Annotated in this window: 24 protein-coding genes and 1 pseudogene; 20 read left to right on the plus strand and 5 right to left on the minus strand. The window is 50.1% G+C overall.

Features of this window, described 5'->3' with window-relative positions:
• The first annotated feature begins 2 nt into the window (after positions 1-2).
• The 6 genes from R50912_RS15695 to R50912_RS15720 all read left to right on the plus strand — a co-directional run bounded on the left by R50912_RS15695 (position 3) and on the right by R50912_RS15720 (position 6,070).
• Positions 3-1,094 (plus strand): GerAB/ArcD/ProY family transporter, encoded by a 1,092-nt coding sequence (locus tag R50912_RS15695; protein WP_042236215.1) that lies wholly within the window; start codon positions 3-5, stop codon positions 1,092-1,094.
• 94 nt (positions 1,095-1,188) lie between these two features.
• The gene (locus R50912_RS15700) at positions 1,189-2,166 is read left to right on the plus strand and encodes an AAA family ATPase (protein WP_042236218.1); all 978 of its coding nucleotides are present in this window, start codon (positions 1,189-1,191) and stop codon (positions 2,164-2,166) included.
• Between the two features lie 3 nt (positions 2,167-2,169).
• The gene (locus R50912_RS15705) at positions 2,170-3,258 is read left to right on the plus strand and encodes a DUF58 domain-containing protein (protein ID WP_042236220.1); all 1,089 of its coding nucleotides are present in this window, start codon (positions 2,170-2,172) and stop codon (positions 3,256-3,258) included.
• Positions 3,255-4,595: a hypothetical protein gene (locus R50912_RS15710; RefSeq protein WP_042236222.1), complete on the plus strand. Its 1,341-nt coding sequence runs from the start codon at positions 3,255-3,257 to the stop codon at positions 4,593-4,595. The genes R50912_RS15705 and R50912_RS15710 overlap by 4 nt, the downstream gene beginning before the upstream one ends.
• 27 nt (positions 4,596-4,622) lie before the next feature.
• Positions 4,623-5,030 (plus strand): MerR family transcriptional regulator, encoded by a 408-nt coding sequence (locus R50912_RS15715; RefSeq protein WP_042236223.1) that lies wholly within the window; start codon positions 4,623-4,625, stop codon positions 5,028-5,030.
• 98 nt (positions 5,031-5,128) lie between these two features.
• Positions 5,129-6,070 carry an alpha/beta hydrolase gene (locus R50912_RS15720; protein WP_042236224.1) on the plus strand — a complete coding sequence of 314 codons (942 nt, stop codon included), beginning with the start codon at positions 5,129-5,131 and terminating at the stop codon, positions 6,068-6,070.
• A gap of 4 nt (positions 6,071-6,074) precedes the next feature.
• Here the strand turns inward: R50912_RS15720 and R50912_RS15725 are convergent, their stop codons facing one another.
• From R50912_RS15725 to R50912_RS15735, 3 genes are all read right to left on the minus strand, one after another.
• The gene (locus R50912_RS15725) at positions 6,075-6,401 is read right to left on the minus strand and encodes an AzlD domain-containing protein (RefSeq protein ID WP_042236226.1); all 327 of its coding nucleotides are present in this window, start codon (positions 6,399-6,401) and stop codon (positions 6,075-6,077) included.
• Positions 6,392-7,111 (minus strand): AzlC family ABC transporter permease, encoded by a 720-nt coding sequence (locus tag R50912_RS15730; protein ID WP_042242471.1) that lies wholly within the window; start codon positions 7,109-7,111, stop codon positions 6,392-6,394. The genes R50912_RS15725 and R50912_RS15730 overlap by 10 nt, the downstream gene beginning before the upstream one ends.
• Positions 7,112-7,706: 595 nt before the next feature.
• Entirely contained in the window at positions 7,707-9,770 is a 2,064-nt protein-coding gene (locus R50912_RS15735) for a beta-galactosidase (protein ID WP_042236227.1), read from the minus strand.
• Positions 9,771-9,915: 145 nt separating this feature from the next.
• Here R50912_RS15735 and R50912_RS15740 point away from each other — a divergent pair, with 145 nt between their 5' ends.
• The 5 genes and pseudogenes from R50912_RS15740 (at position 9,916) to R50912_RS15760 (ending at position 16,967) form a co-directional block, all read left to right on the plus strand.
• On the plus strand, positions 9,916-10,749 hold the full coding sequence (locus R50912_RS15740; protein WP_042236228.1) for a helix-turn-helix transcriptional regulator: 834 nt from the start codon (positions 9,916-9,918) through the stop codon (positions 10,747-10,749).
• 183 nt (positions 10,750-10,932) lie between these two features.
• On the plus strand, positions 10,933-13,527 hold the full coding sequence (locus tag R50912_RS15745) for a hypothetical protein (protein WP_052416373.1): 2,595 nt from the start codon (positions 10,933-10,935) through the stop codon (positions 13,525-13,527).
• Between the two features lie 39 nt (positions 13,528-13,566).
• Positions 13,567-14,232 (plus strand): annotated as a pseudogene (locus tag R50912_RS15750) (ABC transporter ATP-binding protein); the annotation flags it as partial.
• 215 nt (positions 14,233-14,447) lie between these two features.
• Positions 14,448-15,839, plus strand: a complete 1,392-nt coding sequence (locus R50912_RS15755) for an ABC transporter permease (RefSeq protein ID WP_052416374.1) — start codon at positions 14,448-14,450, stop codon at positions 15,837-15,839.
• Between the two features lie 24 nt (positions 15,840-15,863).
• On the plus strand, positions 15,864-16,967 hold the full coding sequence (locus tag R50912_RS15760; protein ID WP_331281917.1) for an efflux RND transporter periplasmic adaptor subunit: 1,104 nt from the start codon (positions 15,864-15,866) through the stop codon (positions 16,965-16,967).
• Positions 16,968-17,337: 370 nt separating this feature from the next.
• Here R50912_RS15760 and nagZ read toward each other — a convergent pair whose 3' ends face one another.
• Positions 17,338-18,414: a beta-N-acetylhexosaminidase gene (gene nagZ / locus R50912_RS15765; protein ID WP_231637863.1), complete on the minus strand. Its 1,077-nt coding sequence runs from the start codon at positions 18,412-18,414 to the stop codon at positions 17,338-17,340.
• A gap of 31 nt (positions 18,415-18,445) precedes the next feature.
• On the opposite strand from nagZ, the gene R50912_RS35915 reads away from it, so the two are divergent.
• The 3 genes from R50912_RS35915 (at position 18,446) to R50912_RS15775 (ending at position 20,518) form a co-directional block, all read left to right on the plus strand.
• Entirely contained in the window at positions 18,446-18,667 is a 222-nt protein-coding gene (locus tag R50912_RS35915; protein ID WP_231637864.1) for a hypothetical protein, read from the plus strand.
• 157 nt (positions 18,668-18,824) lie between these two features.
• Positions 18,825-19,328, plus strand: a complete 504-nt coding sequence (locus R50912_RS15770) for a ferritin (protein ID WP_039292730.1) — start codon at positions 18,825-18,827, stop codon at positions 19,326-19,328.
• A 326-nt stretch (positions 19,329-19,654) separates the two neighbouring features.
• Positions 19,655-20,518, plus strand: a complete 864-nt coding sequence (locus R50912_RS15775; RefSeq protein ID WP_039292727.1) for a cation diffusion facilitator family transporter — start codon at positions 19,655-19,657, stop codon at positions 20,516-20,518.
• Positions 20,519-20,614: 96 nt separating this feature from the next.
• Here the strand turns inward: R50912_RS15775 and R50912_RS34220 are convergent, their stop codons facing one another.
• Entirely contained in the window at positions 20,615-20,914 is a 300-nt protein-coding gene (locus R50912_RS34220; RefSeq protein WP_081956520.1) for a DUF1295 domain-containing protein, read from the minus strand.
• A 97-nt stretch (positions 20,915-21,011) separates the two neighbouring features.
• On the opposite strand from R50912_RS34220, the gene R50912_RS15785 reads away from it, so the two are divergent.
• From R50912_RS15785 to tnpB, 6 genes are all read left to right on the plus strand, one after another.
• A complete protein-coding gene (locus R50912_RS15785; protein WP_197073091.1) occupies positions 21,012-21,407 on the plus strand; it encodes a hypothetical protein in 396 nt (131 codons plus the stop codon).
• A gap of 156 nt (positions 21,408-21,563) precedes the next feature.
• Positions 21,564-22,469 (plus strand): NUDIX hydrolase, encoded by a 906-nt coding sequence (locus tag R50912_RS15790; RefSeq protein ID WP_042236232.1) that lies wholly within the window; start codon positions 21,564-21,566, stop codon positions 22,467-22,469.
• 233 nt (positions 22,470-22,702) lie between these two features.
• A complete protein-coding gene (locus R50912_RS15795; RefSeq protein WP_081956521.1) occupies positions 22,703-23,116 on the plus strand; it encodes a bacteriohemerythrin in 414 nt (137 codons plus the stop codon).
• A 67-nt stretch (positions 23,117-23,183) separates the two neighbouring features.
• Complete coding sequence (locus R50912_RS15800; protein WP_081956522.1) at positions 23,184-23,462, plus strand: HIT family protein; 279 nt, start codon at positions 23,184-23,186, stop codon at positions 23,460-23,462.
• A gap of 126 nt (positions 23,463-23,588) precedes the next feature.
• Positions 23,589-23,987 (plus strand): IS200/IS605 family transposase, encoded by a 399-nt coding sequence (tnpA, locus tag R50912_RS15805; protein ID WP_042236233.1) that lies wholly within the window; start codon positions 23,589-23,591, stop codon positions 23,985-23,987.
• Between the two features lie 9 nt (positions 23,988-23,996).
• Positions 23,997-25,067: an IS200/IS605 family element RNA-guided endonuclease TnpB gene (gene tnpB, locus R50912_RS15810; protein WP_042236234.1), complete on the plus strand. Its 1,071-nt coding sequence runs from the start codon at positions 23,997-23,999 to the stop codon at positions 25,065-25,067.
• Positions 25,068-25,173: the final 106 nt, after the last annotated feature.

A 25,173-nucleotide genomic window follows, 5' to 3' on the forward strand; every position in this document is an offset into this window, starting at 1 on the left:
ATATGCGGACATCGAAATGGCAAATGACTCGGTTCTCGATTGTATACCTGGGCTCTCAAAGCACGATGTTTCTGATTCCCGGTCTCATTGAAACCTCATCCTACCAAGGCTGGATAAGCCTGATTCTAGGCGGTTTCCTCGGCCTGATTCTGTTATATTTCACGATCCTGGTGGGAAAGCTCAAGCCGGAAATAGGCTGGGTAGAGTTCGGGGCAGAGATCATGGGGAAGTGGCTGCATGGAATCATAGTGATTCTGCTCTTGTGCTGGTGTATTTATTACGTATCATATGATATACAAAATTTCGCACTGTTCTTCGGAGGCAATTATTTGCGCGGAACTCCCCCGCTTTTTATTATACTTGTTGTGGGTCTGGTCATTATGTACACCGCTCATCTGGGTTTGGCCTCTATGGTGTATATGTCGGAAGGCATTGCTCTGATCTGCATTGTCTTCGCTATTCTAAGTACGTATTTATTCATCCAGCATGCAGAATATGCTATGCTTCCGGCATTTCTCCATTATCATGACCCGCGTATCGTCATTAAGGATTCGATTACGGTGATGTCCTGGTTTGGCGAATGGGTTGTGTTTCTTTTTGTTGCCCCGGAGCTTAAGATCAGCAATAAGATCATGAAGCCACTGAGTCTTGGGGGGATCACTGTGATACTGATTGTTCTGATCGTATGGCTTATGACTATGCTGAATTTCGGCCCGTATCTCGGGAAGGAACTGCAGTTTCCCTTCCTGCAGATGATCCGCAGTTCCTCGAATGATGATCTCCTGGGAAACTCTGATCCGATTCTGATTGGCATATGGTCGTCCTCAATGTTTATTCACAGCTCTTTTATGATCTATGTTGCTTATAAATGCGCCTTGTATCTTACCAGACAAAAAGCAAAAAAAGTTATGATTCCGCTCCTGACGGTCTGTTCCATTACCATTGCATTTGTATACTCGATGAATGTGGCCGTATATTACCACAATTATTATTCTTTCAATACGACTATTTTTTGGCTGATTGTGGAGTTTATACCGGTGTACTATTTTATCGTGGCATGGGTACGCTCGAAGTCCGGCAAGCAGCTGAAATGACTGTTGATTCTCCCAATTATATAATGTAGACGCTTTCTGGTATGATGAAGCTATAGTACATACCTTTTTTTGGAATAGGATGGTGTCATTATACATGAATCTTCAAGAAGCATCTGCTCGAATTGAATCGATCCGGGGAAATTTGGCTAAGGTTATTGTCGGAAAAGAAGATGGTGTAAACCTGCTGCTGACCGCTTTGCTCGCAAATGGTCATGTCCTCCTGGAGGATGTGCCCGGAACAGGCAAAACGCTGCTTGCCAAAACACTCGCCCGCTCGCTGGACTGCACATTCAAGCGGATTCAATTCACGCCCGACCTGCTGCCTTCTGACTTAAGCGGCATCAACTACTACAACCAGAAAAGCGGGGAATTTCAATTCCGTCCAGGTCCGGTATTCGCCAGTATTCTGCTCGCTGATGAGATTAACCGGGCCACTCCGCGTACCCAGTCAAGCCTGCTGGAATGTATGGAGGAGCGGCAGATTACCATCGACGGTGTGACTCATGAGCTGCAGCGGCCGTTTCTGGTCATCGCCACGCAGAATCCGATTGACAGCCAGGGGACGTTCCCGTTGCCGGAGGCACAGCTCGACCGGTTCTTAATGCGGATTACAACAGGGTACCCTACATTCGATGAAGGGGTTCATATTCTGCAGCGGTTCCGCCAGAACAACCCGCTGGAGGATACCGGTGCGGTTGCAGGTGCAGAGGAAATTCAAGAGATGCAGCGGCTTACCGCCGGTATTAATGTAAGTGATGAACTGCTGGCGTATATGATCAGTGTGGTCGAAGCTACACGTAAATCTCCTGCTGTCCGGCTGGGTGCGAGCCCACGGGCAAGCTTCGCCCTCCTGCGTGCTTCGCAGGGGTATGCTCTGATTCAAGGGCGGAATTATGTACTTCCGGATGATATTAAGTCCGTGGCCGTTCCGGTGCTTGCACACCGGCTCATCCTTCAGCGCGGACCCGGAGTCCGCGAGGGGCAATCGGCAGAGGTCGTGCTACAGGTGCTGCGCGAGGTGGAGGTTCCGGCGGAGGCTGCTGTCCTGTCCAGAGGCGGAAGGGTGGAATGAACCATGTCGCTGCCGTGGTTCATTGCAAGCACGCTGTTCCTGCTGTTGTTCGTCTCTGCTGTATACGACCGTAACGCACTTAAGAAGGTTACATATACCCGCTATTTCTCTTCCAAGGCCGTATATGCAGGAGAGCAGGTGGAGATGGTCGAGGAGATCATGAATAAGAAGCTGCTTCCGCTGCCTTGGCTGCGTCTGGAATCCAGTATCGCCCGGGGGCTTGAGTTCGGTTCCCAGGAGAATCTGGGCATCAGCAGCGGCGAGATCTCACAGAATCACGTCAGCCTGTTCTTTCTAAGGTCTTACCGCCACATCAAACGCCGGCATAATGTGATTTGCCGGGAGCGCGGATTGTTTCTTCTGGAGACCGCAACCATGACCACGGGGGATCTCTTCGGCATGAGCCGCAGATCGAAGACCTTCCCGTTGCAGCTGGAGCTCCTTGTCTACCCGGGGCTGCTTCAATTTCATGAGCTTCCGCTGCCGGTGCACAGCTGGCTTGGCGAGCTGCCCGTCAAGCGCTGGATTGTAGAAGATCCGTTCCTGACCGCAGGTACCCGTGAGTACAGTGCAGGGGATTCCCTGGCTTCGATTAACTGGAAAGCGACAGCCCGGACAGGAAGCATGCAGGTGCATCAGAAGGATTACACGGCCGATTCAAGGCTTGTAATCTGCCTGAACGTGGAGATCAGCGATTCCATGTGGCGGACCGTAACCGATGTGGAGCGGATTGAGCTAGGCATCCGGTATGCGGCGACCGTGGCTGAATATGCCATCAGCCATGGCATTGAGACCCGGCTGCTCAGCAACGGAAGGCTGGACGGCGGCGGGGCAAGAGAGCCGGTGGATACCTGGCCAATATCACATGCTGAAGAATTCCTGGGCATGCTGGCCAGACTGAATCTGGACAGAACATTGCCAATGAGCAGGCTGATGGAGATTGAAGCAGAGAAGGGGGAGGGTGATGCAGATTATCTGATCATTACCTGTCACCGGGGGGCGGAGCTGCAGGCTGCTGCTGCTGCATTAAGCTTCATGGGGAATGGCGTAGAATGGCTGGATATTCCGGAAGAAGGCGGTGCAGCGCGATGAAGCTCCGTTTCTCGTCTTCCTTCCAGGCCAACCTTGCGCTATGGATTACTGCATTCATAGACTGGCTGCTGCTTCTGCCTGTCTGGCTGGTACTTCAGGCTTATCTGCAATCCGGTGAAGCAGTGGTCCGGTGGATTTACCTATTACCGCTGCTGGTTGCAGGCGGTGTACTGCTGCGCTATAAGTGCAGCCGGTTATGGCAGCAGCTGCTGGCAGCGCTGCTGATGGGTCTCTTAGCCGGACTGATAAGCAGCATACTGACACTTCCGGGCATCCCGCTGGTAGCGGGTGCCGCAGTCTGTGCCTATCTTGGCATGACTACTGCTTCACGGATGAACCGGTTCAGAATCTATCTGGCCGGAATCACAATCTATTTCATTGCTTCAATAGCCTTCTCCCGGATTCCGGAGCTGCAGGATAATGTGACTATTCTAACCTGGAGCGGAAGCTTATGTCTGGTGCTGGCACTGATTGACTCGAGCAGCAGCCATCTGCGCTACAGCTCCTTAAACAGTGATTCAGCACGTCTGCCCGAAGGCCTGCGGCGGCATAACCACCTGTATCTGGCGGGCTTCATTGTCCTGGCTGCAATCCTGGCGGCGGGCGGAGGCAAAGCGGTGGGTATGCTGCTGTGGAATGCGGCGAGGCTCTTCTTCACCTGGCTCAGCCGGCTGTCTTCCGGTGCAGAAGAACCTCCGCCGGAGGAGGCTCCCCCACAAGCCATTCAGGAATTCCCGGCAGCGGAAGCCGGCGAACCTGGCATTCTGGCCGCAATTCTTAACATTGGCTTCTATATTATAGGGGCGGCTGCAATAGTTGTGGTGCTGTATTACGGTGTACGCTGGCTTTACAGAAATACCGGTGGACTACTCCGCAGAGCAATGGACTGGCTGTTGACACTACTGCGTAGAGAATCGCCTGCAGCTGCTGCCGGTTATCAGGATGAAGAGACCAGCCTATTCACTTGGGAGCAGACCGTTCAGGGTTTCAGAGATTACTTGCGTACCAAGCTTACACCATCCAGCCGCCGGGACCGGTGGGAGACGATGGACGGAAGCCGGGCACGCATCCGCTGGCTCTATCGGCATTGGCTTCGCGCCAAGCATATCGACGGATATGAGGTGAAGGCATATCTGACCCCTCAGGAGACGGGTGCCGATGTGGCAGCGTGGTCGGAAGGACAGAAGCGGCAGCGCAAAAATCCGGGCAGCGAAGGGCAAGCCTATAGCCGTCTGCTTGCCCTTTATAATAAAGCCAGATATGCAGATGAACACTCAGACCTCACTGAGCTCTCTGCTGAAGAGATTACCGCACTTAAAGAACAGTTGAAGCTCTAGCTAATCCTGCAGGAAGGAGAAATAGGGATGACCCCATATTTACGAGGCGAGCTGGCCAAAGAGGCCGGAGTAAACATAGAAACGCTAAGATTTTATGAGAAATACGGGTTGATTCCGCAGCCGCAGCGCACGTCCAGCGGATACCGGATGTATCCGGAGGAAGCACTGGGACGGATCGCTTTCATTCAGAATGCGAAAGCTTGCGGCTTCACTCTGCGTGAGATCAAGAAAGCTTTGGTCAAATCTGCAGACGGCAGTATCGGAATACCGGACTTTATTACAGTCATTGAAAGTAAAATGGCCGCTGTAGATCTGGAGATTGCCAAACGGCACAAGACCCGCACAAAGCTGGAAGAATTGAAGAGCAGCCTCCTTACACAGGACATACATCCAGGTATTCAGGAGACTCTTGATATCTTGAACATGAAAGGCTGAATCGGCGGGAATTTAATCTGAGATAGCCACTTGACCCTGTACTCCGGTACAGGGTTTATATTGTGTCTATGAACGATTAAGAGGAGGAATGAACCGTTATGATATGCCCTAGTGTAACTCCGGCCGGACTGCTGCAGGCCATTTCCAACCAGTTGAAGTACAATAAACCGTATCCGGGACAACCTGCCCAAGAGATCCGCGCCGCCCTTGCGGAATCCACCGGACAACTGCCTGCGTTAAACGGTGTGCAGGTTGAGCAGGTAAGGACAGAGAGGTTCAGTGGGGAGTGGGTCAGGGCTGATGAAAAAACGGATGCAAATAGGGAGACTAAGGTAATTCTGTATTTCCACGGCGGAGGGTTTGTGGCCGGCAGCTGTGCAGTTTACCGGGATCTGGCCGCTAGGCTCTCGGCCGCCAGCGGAATTGCTGTGCTTACTGTGGAATACCGGCTGGCTCCGGAATTTCGTTATCCGGCTGCAGGTGAAGATTGCCTGTCTGCGTACCAGTGGCTGCTGGACCAGGGCTTCAAGCCCGGGCACATCATATTTGGCGGAGATTCTGTAGGTGCCACGCTGGCCCTTATGACGCTGATCTCTCTGCGGGATGAAGAGAAGGCGCTTCCTGGCGGCGCATTCCTGCTCTCGCCTCATGGAGATCTTGTTCATTTGGACGGAGAGTCTTATACGAGCCGGGCAGATAGAGATCCCACAGGAAGCAGGGAGACTAATCAGCGTATTCTGGAAGATTATCTTGGAGAGTATGCCGGGGAAGCTCCTGCACTATTATCACCGCTGAGACAAGACCTCACTGGATTGCCGCCTCTGTTCATTCAAGTAGGTGATCACGAGGTTCTGCTGAGCGATGCCGATCGGCTGGCCGGTAAGGCACTGATGGATGGGACACCCGCCACGCTGGAAGTGTGGGAGAACATGTGGAGTGTGTTTCAGATGCTGGCTGCGCTGCTGCCTGAAGCGCAGCAGGCGATTCATCATATTGGCGATTATGTAAAAGAGACGCTGAAGCTGGAAGCTGAAGTATAAGAGCTTAATACAGCAGACGCAGCAGCATCAGCGCCAGGATACCGGTAACTACGGTTCCGAGCAGGCTGCGGGTTTTGACGGCTATCCAGAAGGAGGGGAATGCCGCGATCAGCTCCATATTCGTGGAAAGCCCCGCGAACTTGCCGTCTGTTACGAATAGTTCCTGGGCGACCAATGCAGCCATTACCGCAATCGGCACAAAGCTTAACCAGCGCATCCCCCAGTCCGGAATGGAGATCCGGCTAAGCAGCATAAGCGGAAGAACGCGGGGAAGGAAGGTAACAAGTGCAGCACCCAGGATAATGAAGAAGATGTCCAGTCTTATTTCCATTGTTCAATCACCATTCCAATCGTAGAGGCTACAAGAGCTGCCGCAATCACTCCCATGCTGGGCGACCACAGAATAGAGACCAGAACGGCAACAATGACAGCTATGAAGCCGACGGTAATGTCCAGCAGATATTTGCGCCGTGCCATGACCGTCAGCACCAGCAGTCCGATGAACATGGCGGGCAGAGCGAAATCCAGCCCCCACTTCTCCGGACTGGATATCCACTGTCCGAGGAAGGCGCCGGCGATATTGGCCAGGAACCAGTTCAAATAGGCTGTAATATTAAGCCCGTGCATCCATTTCTCGCTGATCCGCTTCCTGGAGGCGCTCTTCTGGATGGCTACCCCGAAGGTCTCATCGGTAAGCAGTGATCCAATCAGCAGATTGCGCAGCGGATTCAAATGGCGGAAGTACGGCGATATCGCCGCGCTCAGCAGCAGATGACGCAGATTGACCAGCAGAATTGTGATAATGATGCTGGAGGCGCTGCTTCCGGCCGCAATCATTCCTGCGGCGATAAACTGTGCTGATCCGGCATAAAGAATAATGGAGATCATGGCGATTTCGGCGATGGAGAGGCCGGCCGTTTTCTCCACAACACCTGCTGCAAAGCCAATGCTTAGATAGCCGAGCAGAGTAGGGAGGCAGTCTTTGACCCCTTGCAGGAAGGTGTCATTCCCCTCCGGTACCTCAAGGGCATCCTGCTGCAGGCGGCCATTCGCCGGAGACTCCTGTTGTATGAATTCTGGCTTCACGGATTCACTCGCTCCTCTATAGTCCAAACTATTCATCTCCAAGCTATGTATAGCATCACATATAAACTTGTAATACCTACTTTGGTAAACTGCTTGCTGAAGGTTTGACAGTGACTGGCTACGGTATATCAGGTAAGCTTAATTGTACTTTGTACAACTAAACCATCTGTTTTACTAGTGTTTAAGCGTTTAGTTGTATATCGTGCAATTAAACTGCCCTATGTAGAGGGGGGCTCGCCCATTCGGGCAAATTTAGTTGTACAGACTACAGTTATAAGAGGCAAACATGCTTTTTCTCTGTTTATAATTGCACATAATACAACTATAACTAACTTCCACGTTGAAACTGAATATGAATTTCAGTTTTTAATATCTAATAATTCACAGCGTATTGCAAGGAAATTCTATATTTTATATGCTGCAATGCCTTCGCCAGTTTCGGTGCCGGGCAGCTTGCAGCAGCAAAAGGGTTCCGCTATCCGCAGAGCAATCTGCGGCGGCGGAACCCTTTTATTTTGATATAGTCATGCCCTAGACTTCATAGCAATTGTTATTCCAGCACCAGAACGCCATATCCATCCAGCGTATAATTTCCACTGAGGGTTTGTCCGCTCAGCAGATCCGTTCTGGATTTCTTAAGCACGATCTCTGCCGGTTCTTCACTATAGTTAAGCAGGAAGGTGAGTCCTGCAGTGGTATTCTCCTCAGAAGCGCGGATCTGCAGCTCAATCTCCGGCGGCAATTCCAGCCATTCAGCAGCTGGTGAATTCAGTCCCAAACTTCCGATCAATTGCAGCACGGCCTGCTCATTAAATACAGCCCCGTAGTACCAGACTTCCCCCTTGCCGCGCTTGTTGCGGGTTACTGCCGGTTTGCCGGCATAATAATCGGTAGCGTAGGTTCCCATAACCTCGACACTGTTCTCTTCCACATGAAGAATATCATTGAAAGCATCCGCACCCGTGAGCGTCTCTGGATTATTCGTCCAACGGATCGAGGTAGGCTGACGTGTTCCTTTGACCATAGTGAACTCTTCCACGGTTACACCGCACATCTCCTGGGCTGCTCCGGGAAAAGGCCGCATATAACATTGTCCGGTGGTATCCTTGTATCCGGTGCGGCAGCCGAAGATCAGCTTCCCGCCTTGCTGTACATATTGATCCAGCAGGGCCTCTGTGTCGTCGCTCATAATGGCCGGGTGCGGGTAGACCAGCACCTCGTAACGCACAAGCTCTGCAAGCGTTGTATTGCTGCGCATATACAGAACATCATTGGGGATATGCATCCGCTGCAGTGCCTTGAACCATTCCTTGTTGCTCTGCCACATGAATGGCCCGTGCCAGACGTCATATTCCCCGTCCCACTCATTATCATAATCCCGCACGATGGCGATATTAGCCTGAGTCCGGCTGCCGATGAAGGCTTTGCCGATCTTTGCCAGCTCCTTGCCGATCTGCTCGGCTTCCTTCACGCGCCGGTTCGGCTGGTTATGATAGTCGTTCAAGCCGTGCCAATAGATTTCGTTCCCCATAGTAGCTGTCCGCCAGCGGAAGTAGAGCAGCATATCCGCACCATGGGCGATAGACTGGTAAGTCCACAGCCGCATCTGCCCGGGCTTCGGAGAAGGCATATCCATCCGGTTTACCCAACCGCCGGGTCCCGACTGCTGTTCCATCACACAGAAGTTGCTGCTTACCGAGCGGACCGCAGAGAGTGACAGCCCCCAGCCGCGGTCACGCAGCGGGTTCACCTCTGCCGGATCAAAGTAAATGGTGGAGAACTGCGGATATGAATCATAGCTGAAGAAGTCCAGCAGCTCGTCATTCAGTTCATGGCTGTCCAGATGTCCGAATAAGCCATTCGTAGTCACCCACTGGTCAGGAGCCAGTTCACGGAGGATATCCGCCTGGATCTTGGCAAAATAAATCGTGTTATAAGAGATGAAGCGCTTCTCATCCAGTGCCTGATGCGGATTGGGCTGGTTCGGCGAGGGGGTTGGCCGGGTCAGATAGACCTGTGACCAGCGTGTATAGGTCTGATTCCAGAACACAGTACCCCAGGCTTCGTTCAGCTTTTCCAGTGTTACATATTTGTCCTGAAGCCATGCCCGAAAGGCAAGATGGTCACTCTCCGAGTAGAATACATTGACTTCACAGTTCAATTCGTTGTCAATCTGCCATCCGGACACACCAGGGTGGCTTCCGTAATGCGCGGCAAGCTTAGTCACAATTCTGGCGCAGAGCTCGCGGTATTTGGGACTGCTGTAATTATAATGACGGCGCATGCCGTGCTGCATCGTCACACCTTCATAAGTCACATTTAATACCTCAGGATATTGTTCGGTAAGCCAGGCAGGCGGAGTGGCAGTAGGTGTTCCCATAATGACCTTCAGCCCGTAGCTGTGCGCCAAATCAATAGCACGGTCAAACAGGCCGAATTGAAATTGACCTTCTTCCGGCTCAAAGACCGACCAGGCGAACTCGCCCAGACGAACAATAGTGAATCCGGTTTCAACCATACGGCGGTAATCATCCGCCCACATGGATTCAGGCCAGTGTTCGGGATAATAACAGACGCCAAGCTCGAATCGTTCTGCAGCAACAGGTTTCTTCATAGTAACCTCCAAGTGTAAATATTTGCTTTATAGTTGATACCAATCTATTGTATTATCAGCAGTGTATACACTTATATAACATAATATTGCTATTGTATTACTATATTGCGTGCTTGATATACGGCAGGTGGAGGTGAGAGTTAATATGAAAAAACATTGGGTTCTGCCGCAGCCTGCATATACGCACTATGTGTGCTATCCGGAGATGCTGGGCCATTACAGCGACTTCCCCCAGCATGCAGAGCGTAGAAGCGAAGGGCTCCTGAACAGCTATAATCTACATATGGTCTTTGGCGGAGAAGGGTATGTGTTCCAGGAAGGGGAACGGATATCCATGAAGCGGGGGAGCGGGTTTCTGTTCCCGCGGGGGGCTTACCAGCAATACGGTTCTGAGCCGGGCCAGGCCTGGAATGTGCGCTGGGTCCATTTCGCCACAGCTTTATCTTTGCCGATGCTGGAGGAGGCGGATCACTCCCGCGGTTATTTTTTCACCTTCGATCCCGGAACGGGCTATGAACCGGTCTTCGAGGAGATGTACAGGCTAAGTGCGGCTTATGAGACCCGGAGTGAACCGCGTCTGTCTACTCTGCTCTATGAGATTCTTGTGACCCTGATGCAGAATTCTGAGCCGCTGCACGGGGCGGTGCCGCTGGAGATCAGACATTCCATCCGGCTCACGGCCGACAGGATACACAGCGAATGCGAGCGGCCCTGGACACTGGAAGCGATGGCTAGGCTTGCCGGTTACAGCAGCTATCATTTTCTGCGGCTGTTCCGGAGCATAATGGGCAAGACGCCGAACCGTTATTTAAGTGACTGCCGGATGGCCCGTGCCAAGCTGCTGCTGGTCTCGACTGAGCTGTCTGTCGCGCAAATTGCACTGCAGAGCGGTTTTCACCAGTCCAGTTACTTCATTAAGGTCTTCAGACAGCTGGAAGGCATGCCGCCCAACCAGTACAGACGGTTGTTCAGCTCATAGAATCATAGTGTAGCCGAAACAATATTAACAAACTTTGTTACATTATCAGCGCTTTTTGTGCTGTACTTGACATGTTTTTGCTTGAGAAGGTTACAAACGGAAGCGAAGGGTTACAAAGTGGATACAATTTCCACGCGATCTGCAACTATAATATTGCTAGTAAATACATCTGGAGGGAAATAAATGAGAAAGTATAGAGTTACATATGCTGCTCTGCTCGTGAGTACGCTTGTAGCCGGTCAGCTGGCCGGCAGCATCGCTGCCCCCGTTGCCGCCGCAGCCGCAACAACTAAGAATGCGGCGGCATCTGCCGCTGCACCAGCATTCAAATTCAATCCCGTTACGCTGGGAGCCGGGGTGACAGCAGTCCTTGAGAACGTGAACATCTGGAGTCAGACCGGCGGAAATATCGTATCTTATACGCTGAAATATACCAATTCCGGTAATTCAAGCGCGAGTCTGCTGAAATATTTCTCACGGGTTGTAACACCTGGAGGTTCAGTGCTTCCGGGAAATCCGGTAGGTACGGATGCACTGAAGAAAAAGGTCGGAGCGAAAGAAAGTCTGAGCGTTACCTACTATGTAAATGTGGGACAAACTTCATCCTTGCAGGGCCTTAAGATCTCTATGCTGGTCTGGGACGCCAAGGCGAAGGGGTACTTGAAGCAGACGGGTTCTTACGCAGTTCCGGCGAATTACTCTACAGCTGCTGCAACCGGTACAAGTCTGAATACCACCATGAACGACATTCCTGTTACAGTCAGTGCGGATTCACTGCAGCTCTACAAATACGGCGGCAAAGTCTATGCCAAGGTAGGGCTCAATCTGACCAATAAAGGAAACAAGGTGCTGGGTGATCCGGGGTATTCCGCGTACCTGGTATCCGCCAGCGGGACTTCCTTTGAGCTTGCATTAAGCAGCACGCAGGCGGATTACAAGATTCAGCCGCAAGAGAAGCGGAGCATCTATTATCTGGCTGAAATACCAGCTTACCTCAAGACGGATAATATGAAGCTTCAATTTACGCAAAAGGATGAAACTACGAAGCTGGAGCTGCCGAAATCGGCCTATAAGCTTCCAGCGGCCACATCGCCTAATCTGGTCGTCGGCAGCGGCGTAGTCAAAAAAATCATCGTGAACAGCAATACCATAGAAACGCTGATACGCAATGCCAATGTATATTCACAGGATGCTGATGCGGTATGGACTTTTCAGATGCAGATCAAGAATACCGGCAACAAAGCAGTCACGCTGCCAAGCTATGAGCTGGCGGTCAAATCCCAGAAAGGCACAACCTTCCCGGTGAGTGCGAAGGGGTTAAGCGGAGTTACGCTCAAGCCGCTAGAGACCAAAATCATTCCGCTGACGGTCCGCGTACCGCTTGAAGTGGAGCAATCCGGGCTGCAGCTCATGATGATCGAAGCGGTTGGCGCGGATACAGCAATTGGATCTGGTACGGCAGGTACAGAAGGTACAGAAGGAACGCCTGGTGCAGGGAATGCTGGCAGTGGAGCAACGACATCCAAAATGATTTTCCCGGTTGCCTATTTCGTCATTCCTTACGCGCTTCGTGCGGATGTGCAGACGGGGCAGGAGTACATGACGACGAATTCATACGGCTCCTTCTCTTACAGTATTCAATCTGTGCAGCGTTACCCTTGGAGAGATGATGATATTGTAGCCGCCAGACTGAAAATTACCAATACACAATCCGTGTCGCTGACCCTGCCGGAACTTAAAGGTTCCATCAAGCTCGATAATGACAGTCTGCTTGTGACTACGGATCTGTTCATGGAGAATAAAGAATCTTCGGTTCTGGCCCCCGGCAAGTCAGTGGTACTGTATGTACTCGGCAAAATCGCCTATACGGCTGAGTTCCGGGATATCCGAATCGCCTTATACGGCACAGAGAATACAGAAACCGTTCCATTCCTGGATCTGAGCATTAACAACTCGATTAACAGTATCGCCATCATTCCGCAGGGCAAGAACTACACCGTCAATGGAAAAGGCAAAACAGCCACTGTGCAGGAAAACAGAACGACCGTCTATGAAGGGGAAAATTACAATCTGGTCTATACCGAGCTGCTCATGAGCAGTGAAGAAAAGCGACAGAGCAAGATGGCCCGGCTGCAGGCATATTACAGAACCAAAGATGGACAATATTTTGAGGCAACGCCTAGCCAATCAGATAACAGCGCTGCTCCCGGTGCGAAACAGCTCGTGGTCTTCTGGACCAAGCTGCCCAAAACCACGGACATCAGTGACATCTCCCTCTATCTGGGTGCCGGTATCAACGGAGGCAAGCTGATTGAGAGTAAGGAGGAAGCGACCGGATTTGTAGATGTGGCTGCGCTCCAGCTGAATCCGCAGGCCAATGTACCGGCAACCACACTACTGAATACGGTTCTATATCCTTATACCATTTCCTTCCTGAGCTCAGAAGGCAGACATATGATATCCACGGATACTATCAATATTTCAATTAACTACAATTTGAAGCGGGATTATCAATACGATGCAGGAGCCTTGGAGCATAAGCTTATTTTACAAATTACCGATCCTTTCGGAATCTCGCAGGAAAAGACGCTCATCATAGGTACCGACCTGATTGAGGGAACGAACAACGTCTATTCGCTCGCCATCAACAGAAGCCTGTACAAAACTCTCGGCGGTGGTACTTATAAATTAACCTTGTATGATGAATTCCAGGGCGAACGGCTGATGCTCGGCGGCCAGGTCTATATCGTCAAAGAAGAGCTTCCGCCTAAATCATAGTAATTGAAATTCACATCAGCCTAAAAAGGAGCAGCTTCCATGTTGCGTGTTGAAGATATTACGCATTCGTACAAAAGCGGTAATGAATGGACATCCGTTCTTCATAAAATCAATTTTTCGATCAATCAGGGGGAGATGGTTGCACTACTGGGCAGCTCGGGGTCCGGCAAGTCGACGCTCCTTAATCTGATGGCCGGCTTGATGAAGCCTACGGAAGGTCATATCTACATTGCCGACCAGGACATTGTGAAGATGGGCGAGAATAAGCTTGCCGAGTTCCGGCGCAAGAATATCGGCTTTATCTTTCAGGCATATGAGCTGATTTCAAGCCTCACGGTCCGTGAGAATGTGGAGCTGCCGCTGGTCTTCCAGTCGGTCTCTCCCAAGGCCCGCAAGGCAAAGGCGCTTGCGCTGCTGGAGCAGGTGGGGATTCCCGACAAGGCGGATTTATTTCCTTCCCAGCTCTCCGGTGGACAGCAGCAGCGGGTCAGTATTGCCCGGTCGCTGATCACAGAGCCGTCGGTCATCTTCGCCGATGAGCCGACGGGGAACCTGGATTCCAAGACCGAAGAGGAGATTATCAGCATTCTGCTGAATCTGAACCGTACGATGAAGACCACGTTTATTGTGGTTACCCATGAATACAAGGTGGCTGAACAAATGCAGCGGATTTTTACGCTCAGGGATGGCTTCCTGATTACAGAATCGCAGAGAGAAGTAGTGGTTGAACAGCAAATAGCCGAGGAAGCTGAACAGGAAGCAGTGGTAGTGGTTGAGGTTGAAGAGCAATTAGCTGCAGAAGCTGAGCAGGAAGCTGTAGAGACAGAACACCTGACAGCAGCAGCGGATGAACATCAGACCGCTGAAGAACCTGAACACCAGACCGCTGTGGAAGTTAAGCCTGCAGAGGGAGGGAAGCCGTGAAGATCAGAGATATTTCACGGATGGCCTGGGAACAGGTCAAACGGCGCAAGGTGGTCACAGGTCTATGTATGACCGGGATTTCCATCGGCTGCGCAGCTATTATCGTGGCCTTGAGTGTGGGCCAATCTGCTCAGGTCTATGTGACTGAACAGGTGAATCAGAATTTCAAAATGGATGAAATCATGGTCTCGCCGGGCGGCGGGATTCCATCAACCGGCAAGGGCGGCAGCGGGGGCGGCGGTTCTGGAGAGGTGAATGAGAACCTCGACCCGGGTAAGCTGACCGACCAGAAGCTGAAGATCATCCAGGGGTTAAATCATGTAAAGGCCGCTTCCCCGTTCCAGGAAGCCGGATACCTGCAGATGGTGACCGTAGATAACAAAATCGCCGATATCCGTATCATCATTGCCGATTTGCATATGCTGACGGCCTATGATCACAAGTTCAAGCAAGGGGCGGCCGGTGGTCAGGTGGGGTCAATTGTGCTGAATTACGGGGCCACTCTTGGCTTGATTGATCTGGAGACCCGTCAGAAGCTGTTTGACCAGATGAATGCGGAACCGTTCAATCAGGACCTGTACCAGCAATATGACAAATTAGCCACAGTGCCCACCGAAATGTATCGGAAGCAGATCCAGATTCAGGCTCAGGATTACAGCTCTACAACACCGGTTATCAAGCTTAGCTCGCCGCTTCAGGTAGACGGAATTCTGGCAACTCCCAAGGGAATGGATGACTTGCGGGCATCGTATGAGAAGATTATGTACATGTCGCCCGAAACGGCCTTGCAGCTCTCCAAGGAGCTGACCTTCGATAATTCCACCACCAGTGTGCTCACGCTTCCGCCGGAGGGGACGTATAACTCGCTTACGGTCAAAGTGGACGATGTGGCGAACATCAAGTCGGTGGAGCAGATGATTCAGAAGCTGACACTGAACGCTCAAGACAATCTATTCCAGCAGGAGATGCTGAAAGAACAATTCGACATGATTAAGATGGCTGCACTCGGAATCGGGGTATTCATCCTGGTGATCGCTTCGATCTCCATCATTGTGGCTATGACCATGTCGACTCATCAGCGGCGCCGGCAGATTGGAATTATGAAGGTGCTGGGAGCGAACATGGGGCAGATCCGCAATATGTTCATTACAGAAGCTGCGCTTCTGGGACTGCTGGGCGGAATGCTTGGTGTCTTGTTCTCTTACTTGATTGTCATGGGGCTGAATAAGCTGGTCGGTTCGGCAGGCGATGGAATGAATTTCTTCATCCCGCCGATGAATTTGCCGATCGGGATGTCCTTTGCCATTATGACCGGCGTATTGTCGGGGATTTATCCGGCGATCAGCGCCTCCAGAACCGATGCATTAACTGCCATTAAACGAGACTAACCCTAAGCTAGAAAGGAAGCCGAAATGATGAAGAGGACTCTAAAGAAGAGCCTGAAGTGGATCATAATCTTAGGTATCATCAGTACCGCAGGTTATCTGGGGTATACCAAATTCTTCAAGGGCAAGGAGGTTGCGGAGCTTCCGCCGGAAACGATGCAGGTGATCAGCTTCCCGGTAACAGAGGAAACGCTAACCACCTCGATACAGATCAAGGGCAGATCGCAATACCAGCAGGAGACGCTGGTATACGCACCTTTCGCCTCCAAGGTTACGGCTTGGAAGGTCGAGAATGGGGCGCAGGTGAAGAAGGGCGATGTGCTCTTCACTCTGGATCAGACTACGCTCCGCAATGAGATTGCGACAGCAGAGGCTGCCAACCGCAAGGCGAAGCTGGAGGGAGAGCTGAACGCTTTTGTCAGCCAGCAGGAGGACGATACTGCGGCTCCGGCCGGTACGGAAGCGGAACGGCTGAAAGCATTGGCCGCCCAGGAAACGGCGCGACTGAACGACGAGCTGAATCAGGTGACTGCCGAGATTCAAGCCAAGGAGCTTTCGGAGAAGAAGGCGAAGCTGGGCACTGCCGTGTATCATGCACCGGAGAACGGCATCTTCCTGTTTGACAGCAGCACTGAACGGCCGCAGACGGTAACCGACAATCAATACATCGGCAAGATTGTGGACATGAAGAAGGTGGAGTTCATTGCCCAGGTCGGAGAGCAGGATATCTTCCGCATCAAAAAAGGCATGAAGGTTAAGGTGAAGATGACCGCGATGAAGGACCTGATCCTGAACGGTGAGGTAACAGAAGTAGCCAAATTTGCCACCACCACCACAGGCCAGAACACAGCCGGACAAATTCCGCAATTTGAAGTCGTCATCTCCCTCCAGCCGGACGAGCATTTGATCGGCGGACTCAGCCTGAGCGGAGACATCGAAACCTCGCGCAAAGAGAAAGCAGTGGTTGTATCCAATATCGCTGTTATCCGTGAAGGTGAATTGGCCTTTGTGATGCTGGACAAAGGGAACGGGCAGTATGAACGGAAAGAGATTAAGGTCGGAATGGAAACAACAGACAAAACGGAAGTGCTGTCAGGACTGAAGGCAGGAGACACCGTAGTTCTGCAGTAGTATAGCAACAATGAATAGCCCCAACCGGGTTGATTGCCGGGTTTGGGGCTATTTTTAAATACAAATTACAGGCGGAGCGCGGCGGATGATCTAAGTGGAATTAGTACATCTAATTTGATGTCACGGGCACAATTCCTGGAAACAGTTGGATAAACAACACTTAATCAGACCGAATTCTGCTAAAATCCTTGGGGCTCAGTGGATTAATTGTACTTTTTCCAACTGCCTCCCTGAAGCGCATGGTTTCGGCAGAATTAAGTGCCTTTTTTCCAACTCTGCTGGTTCACACCTCTCGCTACTGCATAAGGAGTAAGCTTCACTTCCCCAGAGCGTATAAATTGTTGAGAGTGGTACCGATTCCGCTTGTTAACTACTTGTTCTGATGAAATGGCTTACGCCAAGCTTTGATCCCGTTGTTCAGCCCGGTAAGATCCGGGACGGGGACCACCTGATCAGTCAGCTCATATTTGGCTTTCAGTGCAAGAATGCGGTAGACACTTTCATCAATCCGTGATTCTGTGATCGTACCGTCCTTCACGCTGCTAAGCAGAGCGGCACGCACCGCCTGCTCATTCTTGTACTCGTGGGCGACCAGCAGAATATCGCTGCCGGCCCGTACAGTATCGACTGCAGCCGCAGCGAGGCTGTAGTTCTTGACGATAGCGCCCATCGTAAGATCATCGGTAATGACAACTCCCTTGAAGCCCATCTCTCCGCGCAGCTGCTCGCCGATGATTACTTTGGACAGGGAAGCGGGTTTCTCAGGGTCCAGCTTCGGATACAGGATATGGGCTACCATAACTGCATCTGCCTTCTCCTTAATAGCCGCCTGGAAAGGTAGCCATTCCAGCTTGGCGAGCTGCGCCTCGGTTTTGTTAATTACCGGCAGCTCCAGATGGGAATCCACGGAAGTATCCCCATGGCCGGGATAATGCTTCACTACAGGCACAATCCCTTCAGACTCCAAGCCCTTCATTTCGGCGATGCCGAGTCGGACTACCAGATCTGCAGTGCTGCCGAAGGACCGGTCACCAATAACCGGGTTATCCGGATTGCTGTTAATATCAAGGACAGGTGCGAAATCCATGTTGAAGCCGGAGGACTTCACGGCCCGGGCGAGAAGTTCGCCCATTGTTCCGGCATCGGTGGCAGTATTCCCTTTTCCTACCGCTGCATTTGAAGGGAACACTGCGTATTCAGCAGGAAGCCTGCTCACCTTGCCGCCTTCCTGGTCCACACTCATGAACAGCGGGGCAGGGTTGCCGTTATTGCTTTTCTTCAAGGCATTGGTCAGACTGACCAATTGCTTCAGGCTGCTGATATTATCGGAATAGAGGATGATTCCGCCAACCTTGTCTTCGGCAATCATCTTCTGTGCCGCTGACTCTGCCGCAGTTCCATCGATTCCGACCAGCAGCATCTGCCCGATCTTGTCCTCCAGAGTCATTCCGGCTAGCTTCCGGGAGATAACGTCACTAGTGTCTGTACTGTTTGCTGCCGAAGCAGGAGTAGCGGAGGGCTGGACACTGGCTGCAGGTGTTTCTGCTGCTGCTGCCGGTGTAGTTACCGGAGCAGAGGGAGAAGCTGACGCCGGTGCCCGGGAAGGACCCGTTCCTGCCTGTGCAGAGCTTCCGTTTCCTCCACAACCACTTGCCAGCAGAAGACAAACAACGGTTGTCACTAGGAAGAGAGGGCGCTGATGCAGGGACGATTTATATTGCCGTGGGCTGAACCATTTCATTGTTGGAATTCGTCCTTTCGGTTGCTGATTGGCGGGTAGGAATGTTAAGATGAAGTAGATTTTACATAAGAACTGCTTACTGTGTACACAAATGAGAAGGATGAGGTGACCTGTCAATGAAAGAACAATTAATGAACACGCTAAATGAACAGATGAATTTCGAGTTCTACTCCGCTCATGTATACCTGGCGATGGCCGCGTATTGTTCCGGTGAAAGTCTGGATGGATTCGCCAACTTTTTCCTGGTGCAGGCTGAAGAAGAGCGGTTCCATGCGATGAAAATCTACAAATTCCTCAACGACCGTGACTATCGTGCCACCCTTGCCGCCCTGCCGGAGCCGAACAATGAATATTCATCTATGCTGGATGCGTTCGAGCATGCCTTCGCCCATGAGCAGCAGAATACGAAGAAATTCTATCATCTGGCTGATTTGGCCCTGGATGAACGCGAGCATGCTACAATCTATTTCCTCAAATGGTTCATTGACGAGCAGGTGGAAGAAGAAGCGCTCTTCAGCAATATTATCGCCAAGCTCAAACGGATTGAAACGGACAGTAATGCTTTCTATATGCTGGATGCCGAGTTCGCCGCCCGTTCCTTTACACCTCCGGCGGAATAAAATAATTCCGGACTTGTCCCTTTCGTTTGCTTTTACAGCGGATACCTCCTATATAAGGAGGGGATCCGCTTTTTAATGCGGCTGCCGTGACGGCTTCTTATTAGTTAGACGATGTTTGCAATGAAAAGTTACAGGGTTCTGCGACAGGGATTCGTGCTCCATGTTGAACCGGGGCAAACAATGTTGCGCAAGGCAACATACTTCCGGCTCCGCAACTCTATTTGGCGGGGTTAACTCTTGCGCAGTCCGGCAACACTGTTTCTCTAGACCCACCCGCCAGTCAGCGTGTAGTATGGAACAATACTAATATTTGGAGGTCCTTTTTCTTGGATAATTACAGCGATATTAAACAAAGTGAAAAAGGGGCTTGGCTCAGTCTACTAGCCTACATCTTGCTATCTGCCGTCAAATTGTTTATCGGCTCCGTTTCAGGCTCGCAGGCACTACTTGCCGACGGACTGAATAACAGCACCGATATTATTGCTTCCATAGCCATTTTGACAGGCCTGAAGATTTCCCGCAGACCCCCGGATTCCAATCACAGCTATGGTCATTTCAGAGCAGAGACAGTTGCTGCACTGATCGCCTCCTTCATTATGATTGCTGTAGGCTTTCAAGTGCTGTATCAGGGTGTCAACAAGTTCATTCAGCCTTCGCTGGAAACCCCTGATCTAATTGCCGCGTGGACGGCAGCTGCCTGTGCTGTGATTATGATCGCTGTGTTTAGGTATAACATCAAGCTTGCCCGTAAATTGAACAGCAATGCGATGCATGCCGTTGCCCAGGATAACCGTTCGGATGCGCTCGTAAGCGTGGGTGCCTTTATTGGTATTATCGGCTCACAGTTCGGCATTCCCTGGCTTGATCCGCTTACTGCTACCATTGTCGGTCTGCTGATTTGCAAAACCGCTTGGGATATCTTCCGCAAAGCCACTCATGACCTGACAGACGGATTCGATGCAAGTGAGCTGGAGTTAATGAAGCAGACGGTATCGGAGATTGAAGGCGTAGAGTTAATTAAGGATATCAAAGCCCGCATTCACGGAAACAATGTACTAGTGGATACTACGGTACTTGTGGATTCCAGACTGAATGTGGTGCAGAGCCATGATATTACGGAAGAGATTGAGGACCAGTTGAAAGACCGCCATCAAGTAGCTACGGTGCTTGTCCATATTGAACCCTTGTGATTCATATATAGTTGCTTCGAACCATTGGCAGACAAACGGATAGCATATATGCTATCCTTATTTTTTTCTGGAAAACGAATGATGCAAAACGCTCAGTTAAAAGATAAAAGAAATAAATGTTTTTGTTTTTTTACGGTAATGTTCGAAATCATTGTCATACTTCTCGGCAAGGTACTTATCGAGCATCGGGATGTTGTAGAATGCGAAGAAACAGAACAACCATAGTGGTACGAGCAGCGCCCATGCGTTCCATGCGGTGAGCGCCATCGCAAGCACCCACAATACATCTCCGAAATAGTTAATATGGACGGAATAGCGGAAGTAGCCGCCTGTATACAGTTTTCCTTTATGCTCTGGTTTTTGTTTCCATAAATGACGGCATATACAATGTCCCATCCATTCAAAGGAAGTATCTCAAGTATCCATCTACAATTATTTCGGGAGCAAGGACGATCTGTTATTTGAAGCTATCAGTGAAATGATGGAGGAACAATTGAAGAGATATGAGCAGTTAATAGAAGGCCATATGTCTTATCCAAAGCTCATGTATACGGTAATGACGGAGGAAATGAAATACGTCAAGGTCATTCATGACTGCATGAATCAATCTGCTGATAGTCTTGCGATGCAAGGGAGAGTGGACCGGTTTCTGGCGATGAGGTTCGTTCCATTTCTGCTGAAGCTCGTTCAGCGCGGGAAGGAGGAGCAGTATGTGGCAGAGGATTTGAAGGAAGACGAACTATTCTTTTATTTCAATATGTACCAGAAAGCGATGATTCAGTTCCAAGAGACTGGACCTTCCGATCATCCTGTTATTTCCGAAGAACGCTTTATTCAATTTTTCTTCAAAGGTCTTATGGGCGATATGCGGCATGCCAAATCAGAATAGAGGTATTACCAGTTTTTGAAGTAATAAGAGGGTACTATAACGGGATTTTGTCATTTTTCCAGCTATACTTGTGATTGGCATGCATTCCAGGAACCGATATATAATAACACTATGTTATTAACAAGAGGTATAATTATGAGAAAAAGGAGTGCACGCATGCCAAACCAACCCGTCACTGATCACAACGGTCTAACCGAAGAGCAGTTCCTGAAGACTTATGACGCCGGGAACTATGAACGTCCGTCTGTTGCTGTGGATATGCTGATCTTCACCGTAATGGAGGAGCAGCAGGATAATTACCGCAAGCTGGCCGAGAAATCACTGCAGCTTCTGCTGATACAGCGCGGTGAACATCCTTTTCTGGGACAATGGGCGTTGCCTGGAGGATTCGTGGGGATCCACGAAAGCGTAGAGGAGGCAGCCCGCCGGGAGCTGTACAGTGAGACTAATATTGATAATATTTATATGGAACAGTTATATACCTGGGGCGATGTTCAGCGTGATCCGCGTATGCGTGTGATCAGTTGTTCTTACATGGCACTCGTGGACCGCAAAGCGTTGACTGTACAGGCAGGGGATGATGCGGCCGCAGCCGCCTGGTTTGAGGTTTCTTACAATATCCTGGAGACACGCCGTGAGGAGCTGGAGCAGGGCACCCGGCTGGAGACATTTGTGGAGATTATTCTGCAGAATGAACAGGCGAAGCTCAGTGGTGTGGTCAGGCTTACCGAAACCATCCGGGGGCATGTCCGCCATATGGACCGTGAGATTGTCCGGAGCTCGGGGTTTTCTTTTGACCATCTAATGATGGTGCAGGCTGCAATCGAACGCTTGCGCGGCAAAGCTGAGTATACCGATATTGTATTCAATCTGATGCCGCCGCTCTTCACATTGTCCGAGCTTCAGCGTGTGTATGAAATCATCCTTGGCAAAGAGCTGCTCGCCGCCGCATTCCGCCGCAAGATTGCTGAGCGGGTGATTGAGACGGATGAGAGTACCCGCGATGCCGGACACCGCCCATCGAAGCTGTACAGATACAATCTAGAGTGGAATCTAACTTGAGGATGCGAAATATAGGTTAACAGCCTGCTAGAAGACCAGTACAACCTATGTTACAGACTCAGCGGAATTAACATCCAGCCGACTCCAGAGACCTTACGGATTATCGTGGCTCAGTCCACCTTATTCGACAATTAGCATGACGTGTGATGTTGTTTATAGAGGTTTTATGCGGAAAAGTGGACAATAAATTATGCTTTTCATTATGTAATTTATTGTAAAGGGTAGGTGAGTCATTGATTACCTGGAAGGATTCATATGACATCGGAGTAGAGAAGATTGACTGCCAGCACAGACAGCTGCTTGTGAAGCTGAATGACTTTTTTGAAGCATGTACCAATCAGCAGGGCAAAGAGAAGATCGAAGAAACACTGAAATTCCTCAAGGACTACACCGTGGAGCATTTCGGCAGTGAAGAGCAATTGATGAAGGACATCGACTTCCCTGAACTGACAGAACACCAGAAGACGCATGCTGAATTCGTACAGACCGTTCTTGATCTGGAAGAGAGCATTAAGACCAAAGGGGTATCCGTATTGTCAACAATCAAGCTTAACCGAACTTTGACTGACTGGCTGATTAATCATATTCACAAATGTGACAAGCTGATCGGGGACTGTATCGCAGCCAAAGGTAACAAAGCCGTTTAACTACATAATCCGGAACACGAAGATGCCGCAGGGCATTTTCTTTTTTTAGAGGGGAGAGAGGCGCAATATGGATTGCCTGGGATGCAGAATCGCTAAGGGTATTGAACCAGACCTGAATATTATACTGGAAAATGAACTTATCACTTGTGTCCTTGATATCGCTCCGTTCAATGAAGGGCATACCCTGATTCTTCCTAAAAAGCATTACCTGGATACTGACGAGCTGGACCCGGAAACCGCGCATGCGGTTATGGATGCTTCGCAGAAGGTTACTGCGCTGCTCAAAAGCTTGTACAAACCGGATGGGATTAGAATTTGTGCTGACGGCGGTAAATTTAACAGTTAGCTGTCAGAATTCCCCCACTTCTCTAAGTGGCGGGATGAATGTCAGCGGTCTTTCTCATAGACAAATACAACCTAAAATATTACAATAAAAGTATTCAGTAGTATTATGAAATAGGTTGTGATATCCGTGGAATTAGACACAAATAATCATTCAGTATTCTCTCTTCATTATCATCTTGTTCTAGTCGTGAAGTACCGCAGAAAAGTAATAGACGATGACATTTCGAATCGGTTACAAGAGATATTTGAGTCTATTCAGCCTAATTACAATATCACCCTGCAGGAATGGAAGCATGACAAGGATCATGTTCACATTCTAATGAATGCTCACCCCAATAGCGATATTTCTAAATTTCTGAACGCTTATAAGAGTGCATCCTCCCGTCTAATTAAGAAAGAATTTCCTGTAATTCGTCAACAGCTGTGGAAGGAATATTTCTGGTCCAGAAGTTATTGTCTACTGACGACTGGCGGTGCGCCGATTGAAGTCATCCGGAAGTACATCGAATCTCAAGGTCAGAAATGAGGTGGACAGGTGTTAAAGGCTTATAAGTATCGAATCCATCCCACCTATAAGCAAGAGCAGTACTTCACTAAAGTATTCGGCGCAGTTCGCTTCATCTACAATCGAATGCTTGCAGATAAGATTGAACATTACAAGCAAACGGAAACGATGCTCCAAACGACACCTGCGCCCTACAAAAAGGATTTTGCCTGGCTGAAAGAAGTGGATAGTCTAGCCTTAGCCAATGCCCAGCTTCACTTGGACAAGGCATATCAGAATTTCTTCCGTGAACCGAACGCGGGATTTCCAAAATTCAAGAGCAAGAAGAATAGCCATAGCTTCACAACCAATAACCAGAAGGGAACCATTGCCATTACAGAGGGAAGGATCAAAATTCCTAAACTAAAAACGAAAATCAAAATCAAGCTGCACCGTCCATTCGAGGGACGTATTAAATCATGCACCATTTCCAAAACACCCACGGGAAAATATTACGCTTCCGTATTGGTGGAAACGGATATCATCCCATTGCCCCCACTCGAGACGAAGATCGGTGTGGATCTGGGGTTGAAAGACTTTGCGATTCCTTCACATGGCGAAATCATACCGAATCCGAAGTACTTGCGGAAGTCTGAACAACGATTAGCCAAGCTGCAAAAGGACTTGTCACGAAAGAAGAAAGGGAGCCGTAACCGGTATAAAGCAAGGCTGAAGGTCGCCAGACTGCATGAAAAAATAGCGAATCAACGGAAAGACTTTTTGCACAAAACGTCCACCCAAATGATAAACGAAAACCAAGTGATCGTGATGGAGGACTTGCGTGTAAAGAACATGATGCAGAATCATAAGTTAGCCAAAGCCATATCCGAAGTGTCTTGGAGCCTGTTCAGAGACATGCTGACCTACAAAGCGAAATGGTACGGCAGAGAATTAATCATTGCCCCCAAACACTTTGCAAGCAGTCAATTGTGTTCCTGCTGTGGCTACAAAAATGCAGAAGTAAAGAACCTAGCCGTACGGGAGTGGTCCTGTCCTGCCTGTCATACAGAGCATGACAGAGACCGGAATGCGGCACTGAATCTTCTACAACTAGCCATGTAAATGGCCATTAGCGGGTTAGGAACTAGCCTATAAGCTTGGGTAAACTTGGAGCAGTAGCTCTATTGACCAAGAAGCACCCACCTCTTAGGTGGTGTGTAGTTCACCG

It is taken from the genome of Paenibacillus sp. FSL R5-0912, from assembly GCF_000758605.1.
Lineage (GTDB): Bacteria > Bacillota > Bacilli > Paenibacillales > Paenibacillaceae > Paenibacillus_AQ.

What these genes read in the sequence shown, in the direction of transcription:
- R50912_RS15770 (WP_039292730.1), top strand. Translation starts at nt 18,825, where the DNA reads ATGAAAGAACAATTAATGAACACGCTAAATGAACAGATGAATTTCGAG.
- R50912_RS15710 (WP_042236222.1), top strand. Translation starts at nt 3,255, where the DNA reads ATGAAGCTCCGTTTCTCGTCTTCCTTCCAGGCCAACCTTGCGCTATGG.
- R50912_RS15745 (WP_052416373.1), top strand. Translation starts at nt 10,933, where the DNA reads ATGAGAAAGTATAGAGTTACATATGCTGCTCTGCTCGTGAGTACGCTT.
- R50912_RS15760 (WP_331281917.1), top strand. Translation starts at nt 15,864, where the DNA reads ATGATGAAGAGGACTCTAAAGAAGAGCCTGAAGTGGATCATAATCTTA.
- nagZ (WP_231637863.1), bottom strand. Translation starts at nt 18,414, where the DNA reads ATGACTCTGGAGGACAAGATCGGGCAGATGCTGCTGGTCGGAATCGAT.
- R50912_RS15720 (WP_042236224.1), top strand. Translation starts at nt 5,129, where the DNA reads ATGATATGCCCTAGTGTAACTCCGGCCGGACTGCTGCAGGCCATTTCC.
- R50912_RS34220 (WP_081956520.1), bottom strand. Translation starts at nt 20,914, where the DNA reads ATGGGACATTGTATATGCCGTCATTTATGGAAACAAAAACCAGAGCAT.
- R50912_RS15695 (WP_042236215.1), top strand. Translation starts at nt 3, where the DNA reads ATGCGGACATCGAAATGGCAAATGACTCGGTTCTCGATTGTATACCTG.
- R50912_RS15725 (WP_042236226.1), bottom strand. Translation starts at nt 6,401, where the DNA reads ATGGAAATAAGACTGGACATCTTCTTCATTATCCTGGGTGCTGCACTT.
- R50912_RS15740 (WP_042236228.1), top strand. Translation starts at nt 9,916, where the DNA reads ATGAAAAAACATTGGGTTCTGCCGCAGCCTGCATATACGCACTATGTG.
- R50912_RS15700 (WP_042236218.1), top strand. Translation starts at nt 1,189, where the DNA reads ATGAATCTTCAAGAAGCATCTGCTCGAATTGAATCGATCCGGGGAAAT.
- R50912_RS15800 (WP_081956522.1), top strand. Translation starts at nt 23,184, where the DNA reads ATGGATTGCCTGGGATGCAGAATCGCTAAGGGTATTGAACCAGACCTG.
- R50912_RS15705 (WP_042236220.1), top strand. Translation starts at nt 2,170, where the DNA reads ATGTCGCTGCCGTGGTTCATTGCAAGCACGCTGTTCCTGCTGTTGTTC.
- R50912_RS15790 (WP_042236232.1), top strand. Translation starts at nt 21,564, where the DNA reads ATGCCAAACCAACCCGTCACTGATCACAACGGTCTAACCGAAGAGCAG.
- R50912_RS15715 (WP_042236223.1), top strand. Translation starts at nt 4,623, where the DNA reads ATGACCCCATATTTACGAGGCGAGCTGGCCAAAGAGGCCGGAGTAAAC.
- R50912_RS15735 (WP_042236227.1), bottom strand. Translation starts at nt 9,770, where the DNA reads ATGAAGAAACCTGTTGCTGCAGAACGATTCGAGCTTGGCGTCTGTTAT.